This is a genomic window from Defluviitalea phaphyphila (assembly GCF_001466305.1).
Taxonomy (GTDB): domain Bacteria; phylum Bacillota; class Clostridia; order Lachnospirales; family Defluviitaleaceae; genus Defluviitalea_A; species Defluviitalea_A phaphyphila.
In genome coordinates, this window is the sequence record NZ_JWID01000012.1 from 41,421 (window position 1) to 48,245 (window position 6,825).

The 6,825-nt window shown below is 25.6% G+C and carries 7 protein-coding genes and 2 tRNA genes; 3 read left to right on the forward strand and 6 right to left on the reverse strand.

Going from position 1 to position 6,825, the window contains the following annotated elements; translation table 11 throughout:
• Positions 1-3: 3 nt before the first annotated feature.
• A complete protein-coding gene (locus OM90_RS08790) occupies positions 4-1,002 on the forward strand; it encodes an ATP-binding protein (RefSeq protein WP_058486518.1) in 999 nt (332 codons plus the stop codon).
• Here OM90_RS08790 and OM90_RS08795 read toward each other — a convergent pair.
• Positions 983-1,831, reverse strand: coding sequence for a metallophosphoesterase (locus OM90_RS08795; protein ID WP_058486519.1), 849 nt, complete (start codon positions 1,829-1,831; stop codon positions 983-985). The genes OM90_RS08790 and OM90_RS08795 overlap by 20 nt on opposite strands.
• Positions 1,832-1,980: 149 nt before the next feature.
• Here OM90_RS08795 and OM90_RS08800 point away from each other — a divergent pair, with 149 nt between their 5' ends.
• Positions 1,981-2,679, forward strand: coding sequence for a L,D-transpeptidase family protein (locus OM90_RS08800; RefSeq protein ID WP_058486520.1), 699 nt, complete (start codon positions 1,981-1,983; stop codon positions 2,677-2,679).
• A 3-nt stretch (positions 2,680-2,682) separates the two neighbouring features.
• On the opposite strand, the gene OM90_RS08805 is transcribed toward OM90_RS08800, so the two are convergent.
• The 5 genes from OM90_RS08805 to OM90_RS12790 form a co-directional block, all read right to left on the reverse strand.
• A complete protein-coding gene (locus OM90_RS08805; protein ID WP_058486521.1) occupies positions 2,683-4,359 on the reverse strand; it encodes a methyl-accepting chemotaxis protein in 1,677 nt (558 codons plus the stop codon).
• Between the two features lie 115 nt (positions 4,360-4,474).
• Positions 4,475-4,636 (reverse strand): hypothetical protein, encoded by a 162-nt coding sequence (locus tag OM90_RS12785; protein ID WP_160323652.1) that lies wholly within the window; start codon positions 4,634-4,636, stop codon positions 4,475-4,477.
• Positions 4,637-4,897: 261 nt separating this feature from the next.
• Positions 4,898-4,981: transfer RNA gene (locus OM90_RS08810), tRNA-Leu, on the reverse strand.
• Positions 4,982-4,993: 12 nt separating this feature from the next.
• Positions 4,994-5,068 (reverse strand) — tRNA-Gln (locus OM90_RS08815).
• Between the two features lie 169 nt (positions 5,069-5,237).
• On the reverse strand, positions 5,238-5,408 hold the full coding sequence (locus tag OM90_RS12790; protein ID WP_160323653.1) for a hypothetical protein: 171 nt from the start codon (positions 5,406-5,408) through the stop codon (positions 5,238-5,240).
• 226 nt (positions 5,409-5,634) lie between these two features.
• Between OM90_RS12790 and OM90_RS08820 the strand changes: the two genes are divergently transcribed.
• Entirely contained in the window at positions 5,635-6,684 is a 1,050-nt protein-coding gene (locus tag OM90_RS08820) for a GGDEF domain-containing protein (protein WP_058486522.1), read from the forward strand.
• The last annotated feature ends 141 nt before the right edge of the window (positions 6,685-6,825 follow it).

Below are 6,825 nucleotides of genomic sequence, written 5' to 3' on the forward strand. Positions count from 1 at the left end.
GAAATGACAATAAGAGAAAAACAATATAAAAAAATTTTAAGAGAGTATGAACTTAAAAGAGATGCAGCAAACAGAGCTCTTAAAGCTAGACAGGAAGAAGTTTATAAGAAAATTCCTAGAATTGCACAAATAGATGAACTTCTTGCTAAAACTGGAGTAGAAATCTCCAAAATGATTTTAAAAGACCCTCTAAAAGCTAATGAGCTTATAAAATCTCTAGAACAAAAAAATATGGATTTATTAATAGAAAAAGCTGAACTTTTATATGTAAATGGATATGACAAAAATTATTTAGACCCTATATATAGTTGCCCTCGCTGCAAAGACACAGGCTATATTGATAATTCTCCTTGTAGTTGCTTAAAACAGGCTCTTATTAATGTAGCCTATGATCAGTCTAATTTAAAAGATATTTTATCTGTAGAAAACTTTGATAATTTTAATTTTGATTATTACTCTGATAAAGTAGACCCAAAGTTTAACATATCTCCTAAGGAAAATATTAAACAAATTTATAGTCATTGTATCCGTTTTGTTAAAGAATTTGATAAAAAATTTAGTAATATTATTTTTTATGGCGATCCAGGACTTGGGAAAACTTTTCTATGTAATTGTATTGCAAAGGACCTTCTAGACCAAGGTAAAACCGTACTTTATTTAACCGCCTTTCAACTTTTTAAACTTTTTGAACAAGAAAGATTTAGAAAAGAGGAAGAAACAGAAGACTCAAAAGCTTACTTAGATGCTATATTTACAGTAGATTTATTAATTATAGATGATTTAGGTACAGAATTTAGTACTTCTCTTACTGGAGCTGAATTATTTAATTGTCTTAACTCAAGACTTTTAGATAAAAAGCATACCATAATATCTACCAATTTATCGCCTAATGATTGGCAAAATCAATATTCTGAAAGAATTGTATCAAGAATATTCGGAAACTACAAAGCCTTTAGATTAATAGGAGAAGATATAAGAATAATTAAGAAGTATGTAAAGTAACTACTACAAGTTCTGGACGATTAAATATTCTTAAAGGAAAAATACTATTGCCTAATCCTCTACTTACAATCATAGAAGTTTCATCTAAAGTATACATGCCGTTTGTATACTTTGGAAATAAACCTTGGTGGGGGGCAAACAATCCCCCTACAAATGGTAAACGAATTTGTCCTCCATGGGCATGTCCAGCAAAAACTAAATCTATTTTCATTTCTGTATAAACTTCAAATTCTTCGGGTCTATGAGATAATAAAATATTAAAATCTGTATTTATATTATCAGATAATTTTTCAATTGAATTTCTTATATATTGACTATTACTAGCAAAAAGATAATCCCTTTCTTTCTGATTTATTGCAGGGTCCGCAATTCCCATAAGTCCAATCTTATCTTTATTTTTATATAATTCTATATAATAATCATCCATAATATTTACATTTAATTCTTCTAACTTTTCTTTTAGAAATTCATATTTATTAGATAATTGCTCATGATTTCCTGAAACATAATATATGGGAGCAATATCATTTATTTCTTCTATAAAATTTAATGCAACATCTATTTTTGTATTTCTCCTATCAATCAAATCCCCAGTAATTACTATGATATTTGGATTTATGTTTATTATTTTTTTAACTAGTCTTCCATGATAATTTTTATTATGAAGATCTGAAACTTGAACAATCTTATATTCATCAAATTCTTTAGGCAGTTTTGAATTTATATAATCATACTCTGTTATCACAATATCATTATTTTGCCAATAAAAAAATACTCCCATGCTTGCTAAAATTAAAGCAAACAATTTAAGCTTTTTATTTGATTTCATATTCCTCTCCTTTTTACAATTTATATAAAACATTTTATATATTATAACTGAAACAAATATTAAAATTCAAATTTTTTCATTTTTAGTTCTATATTTTCTTTTATTTTTCATATCATATACTGTTCAGATTATATATAGGGGGGCTTTTTATGAAATCTCATCGCCTTCAAATCATATCCCTTATCATGTTATTTTTAATTTTACTTGATATGACATTCTATCGTTTTAATTCCTTTCATATATATCAATCTGTTTTTAATAAAATAAATAATCCTTATAGTATTCATGTTGATTTAGATTATTATAAAATGTATGTATTAAAAAATGGAGAAGTAATAAAAACTTATCCTGTATCTGGAGGTAAAAAAACTACTCCTTCTCCCCTTGGTACTTGGACTATAATATCTAAAGCAGATTGGGGAGAAGGTTTTGGTGGTACTTGGATGGGCTTTAATGTACCTTGGGGAAAATACGGCATACACGGAACTGATGAACCTTGGAGTATAGGAAACCCTATGTCCCATGGATGTATTCGCATGAAAAATGAGGATGCAAAAGAACTAAAAGATATGATACCCCATGGGACAAAAGTTACTATTGTAAAAGGGGTTTTTGGTCCTTTTGGAGATTATTTTAGAACATTAGAACCTGGTGATACAGGATCTGATGTACTTATGATTCAAAAAAAATTAAATAACTTAGGATATTATAATGGTTACTGTGATGGCAAATATGGAGATAATATGAAAAATGCAGTTCATAAATTTCAAAAAGATAATAATCTCCCTACAAATAATAAAATTACTCTAGAAATGTATGAAAAATTAGGTTTTATTCCAATGGAATAATTGTTAATTTACTTTAAATTGTTTTAAAATACTTGCAAGATTTTCTCCTAATTTTGAATTTTCTTGAGCTACATTAGAAATCTCTTCTATAGAAGATGCACTCTCATTTAATCCAGCAGAAATAGTTTGAGTATTAGCAGTAACCGAATTTATAGCTTGAGTTATTTCTTCTACTTTCTTATTTATTTTTTCCATAGAATTATTAGTCTTTTCTATATTATTGGCAAACTTTTGAATCACTTCATCCATTAATGTTGAATCCATTTGATATCTAATGCTAATATTTTTCATCATATCATAATCTTTTATAACTTTTTCATTGATAAAATCTAAAATATCCTTGGCATTATCTGAAAAATTCTCGAAAGCTTCATAAACTTCTTCTATAACATCATTAATATTAGTAACTGTTTGTGCCGATTGTTCTGCTAAATTTCTAATTTCTTCTGCTACAACAGTAAATCCTTTTCCTTCTTCTCCACTTCTTGCTGCTTCAATACTAGCATTTAAAGCTAAAAGATTAGTTCTATGAGCAATATTAGAAATAAATTGTGCCATATTATTAATTTCTTTTACTACCTCTCCTTTTTTAATAGCCTCCAATATTTTTTCTTGTTTTTGCATGTATATTTTTTTAGTATCTTCTTGAGATTTAAGAGAAATTTGTTGTACATATTCAGCTCTATTTTTTATCTGATTTATAGTTTTACTCCCTTTTTTTATATCATTATCTATATTTTTTATATTACTCGCTACTTCATTTATTGTACTACTTACTGCCATACTAGAAGCGTCCACTTCTTCCATAAAAGAAGCTATTTCTTCAGTAGAACTATTTATTTCTTCAACTCTTGAATTAATATCTTCAACTGCAGTATAAAGGTGTTTAGAAGATTCATCCATTTTTTTAGCATCTACTTGGATGTTTTTTAAAACTTCTGACTGTTTTTCTGCCATATCTTTTATAGCTCTTGAAAGAAGACCCATTTCATCTTTTCTTTTTAAATATTTATCCTTTATTTCAACTAAATAATTTCCTTGTGCCATCTTTGATATATTTGTTGTAATTTTAGATAATGAACGATTAATACCTATTCCAAATAAAAATATAATTACAATTCCTGCTAATATCATTATAATACTAATTATTAATATTTTCTTAAGAATATTATTTTTCATATTTATAATATCATCTTTTAAAGCCCATACACTAAAATAACCTATAAGATTTTTATTATTATCTAATATTGGCTTATATATTACTTCATAATAAATTCCTTCTACATTTTCTTCTTTTATCTTATTTCCCTCTATATTTCCTAAATCACTTATTGTAAACGTTGAATCAATGTCTTTTATAGAAGTAACTACAATTTTATTTTTAGAAAGTATAGAAATAGAATATCTACTAGCACCACTTATAGCATCTACTGCTTCTTTACTTTCACTTAATAAAATATCTCCTTTGTATAAATTCCCATTTTCAAGCTTCCATTCCCCTTTAAATTCATTAGAAAACAATTCATATTCTAAATCAACAATGGATTTTAACTGCCTTTCAATAGTATAATTATTTAATTCATCTATCCCATCCTTGACAAATATAAAGATAAGAATGCCAAATATTAATATCAGTACACTAAAAAATAAAAGCATTTTATCTTTTAACTTAAAATTCATTATATTCCTCCTTTTTAATTATCCTTTCATAATAATATAATAATACTCAAAAATAAATTTGGTAACTTATATTAAAAAATAAAAACGCATGAGAAATTCCCATACGTCTTTATTTCTATATATTTATTTTTAATTTAAACCAATTTTTCAAAAATCTGTATGCTTCTTGGTATAGTTTGTAAATCTTATTATATTCTTTTATATTTTCTTCTTTAGGATTATCTACTGCAATAATTTTTACAGAAGAAGTTCCTAGGTCAATTCCTAAAAAAATCATTATTTTGGCTCCTTTCGTGTTAAAAGAGTCTCAAAAAGGCGACTCATATTATTTATTAAAATTTTTAATATCACCTAACATTAGTTATTTCAAATGCTCTATCTAGATATATACTTGTTAACTATATTTTCTAACATTTTTTAATTTATATCCTTTCTTATAATAACTTTAATATTTAAATTATACATTTTATTTATAATTTTTTTAACTCTTTTTTTAAAATTTCATAAAAAAAAGATGTACTGAGTACATCTTTTATAGTGCGGATGAAGGGATTCGAACCCCCACGATGTTGCCATCGGCAGATTTTGAGTCTGCTGCGTCTGCCAATTCCGCCACATCCGCATATTTAAAATTTGGCTGGGTAGGAAGGATTCGAACCTTCGCATGCAGGAGTCAGAATCCTGTGCCTTTCCGCTTGGCGACTACCCAAAATCATTTAATTGTCCAAGCGTTTTTATATTTTATCATACTAGAATAAATTTGTCTAGTAATATTTCTCACCAGGATAGTGTCAAGTTACTGTAGGAAAAAATAATTATTCTTTCCCCATATTTTATGCAATACCCTAGAGTACTTAATTTATTAATTATCAACATCTTTATATTAATTTTTTGAATGCTTCCTTTACTATCTTTACACCTATTTCATCTAATGATTTACTTGTATCTTGGATAAATTTAGATATATCTCTACTATTTAATATCAAGTCTATATTATTTTTAATATCTTTAGTGATTTTTTCTGTAATTCCGTGTATAATTGTATTCATAAGAATAGCCTCCTTTATGTATGGGTTTTGGACTACTTATATCGCAACATATGGGGCTATTCTTTTTTTATATTTTTCCTACAATTATTTTAAGTTCTCGCCAAAAGTTATATTATTTATACAAATTTTGATTATTTTTAAATTGTATTTTTATAAAATAATTATTAAAATATTATTATAAAGTTTATAATATACTAAATCTTTAAAAAAAGAGGGAATAGTTATTATGTACGATTTTTTCAATAGAATACTATTAATAACATCTATTGTAACTCTTAATAGTATTTTATTTAAAAGTTATTGGTTTAAACCTAATAAATATAAAAAACAGCTTTTAGGCATAGTAGGAGGACTTTCTGGGATATTATTGATTATTTACCCTTATTTAGAAAGTAATTTTTTAACTTATTTGAGTTCTTTATGGATTATACTCTCTCCCTCATTTCTCTTTGGTGGATTTATATCTTGTTTAATATCTGGAATAATTATTTTTATCTTCTATTCTATTTTCTATTTTTCATTGGAAGTATTCTTTTTAACTTTATTATTTATTTTATCTTGTGGTTTATTTAGTAAATTATATTTAAATAAACTAGAAAAATGGATAATAATAAATATTTTATTTTCTATTATAACTTTTATTTATTCAAAATATTTATTAATTCCTTATAATAATATTTTAATTAATTTATTATCAAGTATATATTTAATAATTTTAATATCCATATTCAAAAAAAATTATCATTCTTACTTCCAACTTAAAACTCAAGCTACAAAGGATTTTTTAACAGAAATTAATAATTCTCGTCAATTTAACATTATCCTCAATCATACTTTTACATGTGCTGTTAAAAATAATCAAAAATTATCTATTATCATATTAGATATAGATTATTTTAAATCTATAAATGATACTTATGGACATCCTGCTGGAGATAAAATATTAAAACAATTTGCCCTAATCCTTAAAAACTTTTGTCCTACAAAAAATATTTTTAGAATAGGTGGAGAAGAATTTTGTATTTTACTTCCTGAATACTCTCTTTCTAAAGCTTATGATGTAGCAGAAAAAATTCGCAGTGCAGTACAAAATCATAAATTTAAAATAGATTACAATAATTATGTTAATATAACCGTATCCATTGGAATATCTAATTATCCTAGTATGGCAAAAGATAAAGAAACTCTCATAAAATCAGCAGATGAAGCTCTTTATGAAGCAAAAAAATCTGGTCGCAACAAAGTTAATATTCCTATAAAAATATATAATAAATAAAATCCACATAAATGTGGATTTTATTTATTATTTTTCAATTTTTCATGAATTGATTTAGCCGCCTTTTTACCTGCTCCCATAGCTAAAATAACAGTAGCTGCTCCAGTTACTACATCTCCTCCAGCATAAACATTTTCTTTA

Bases quoted from the DNA above. Each gene is read 5' to 3' on its own strand.
- OM90_RS08790 (WP_058486518.1), top strand. From the start codon at position 4: ATGACAATAAGAGAAAAACAATATAAAAAAATTTTAAGAGAGTATGAA.
- OM90_RS08795 (WP_058486519.1), bottom strand. From the start codon at position 1,831: ATGAAATCAAATAAAAAGCTTAAATTGTTTGCTTTAATTTTAGCAAGC.
- OM90_RS08800 (WP_058486520.1), top strand. From the start codon at position 1,981: ATGAAATCTCATCGCCTTCAAATCATATCCCTTATCATGTTATTTTTA.
- OM90_RS08805 (WP_058486521.1), bottom strand. From the start codon at position 4,359: ATGAATTTTAAGTTAAAAGATAAAATGCTTTTATTTTTTAGTGTACTG.
- OM90_RS12785 (WP_160323652.1), bottom strand. From the start codon at position 4,636: ATGATTTTTTTAGGAATTGACCTAGGAACTTCTTCTGTAAAAATTATT.
- OM90_RS12790 (WP_160323653.1), bottom strand. From the start codon at position 5,408: ATGAATACAATTATACACGGAATTACAGAAAAAATCACTAAAGATATT.
- OM90_RS08820 (WP_058486522.1), top strand. From the start codon at position 5,635: ATGTACGATTTTTTCAATAGAATACTATTAATAACATCTATTGTAACT.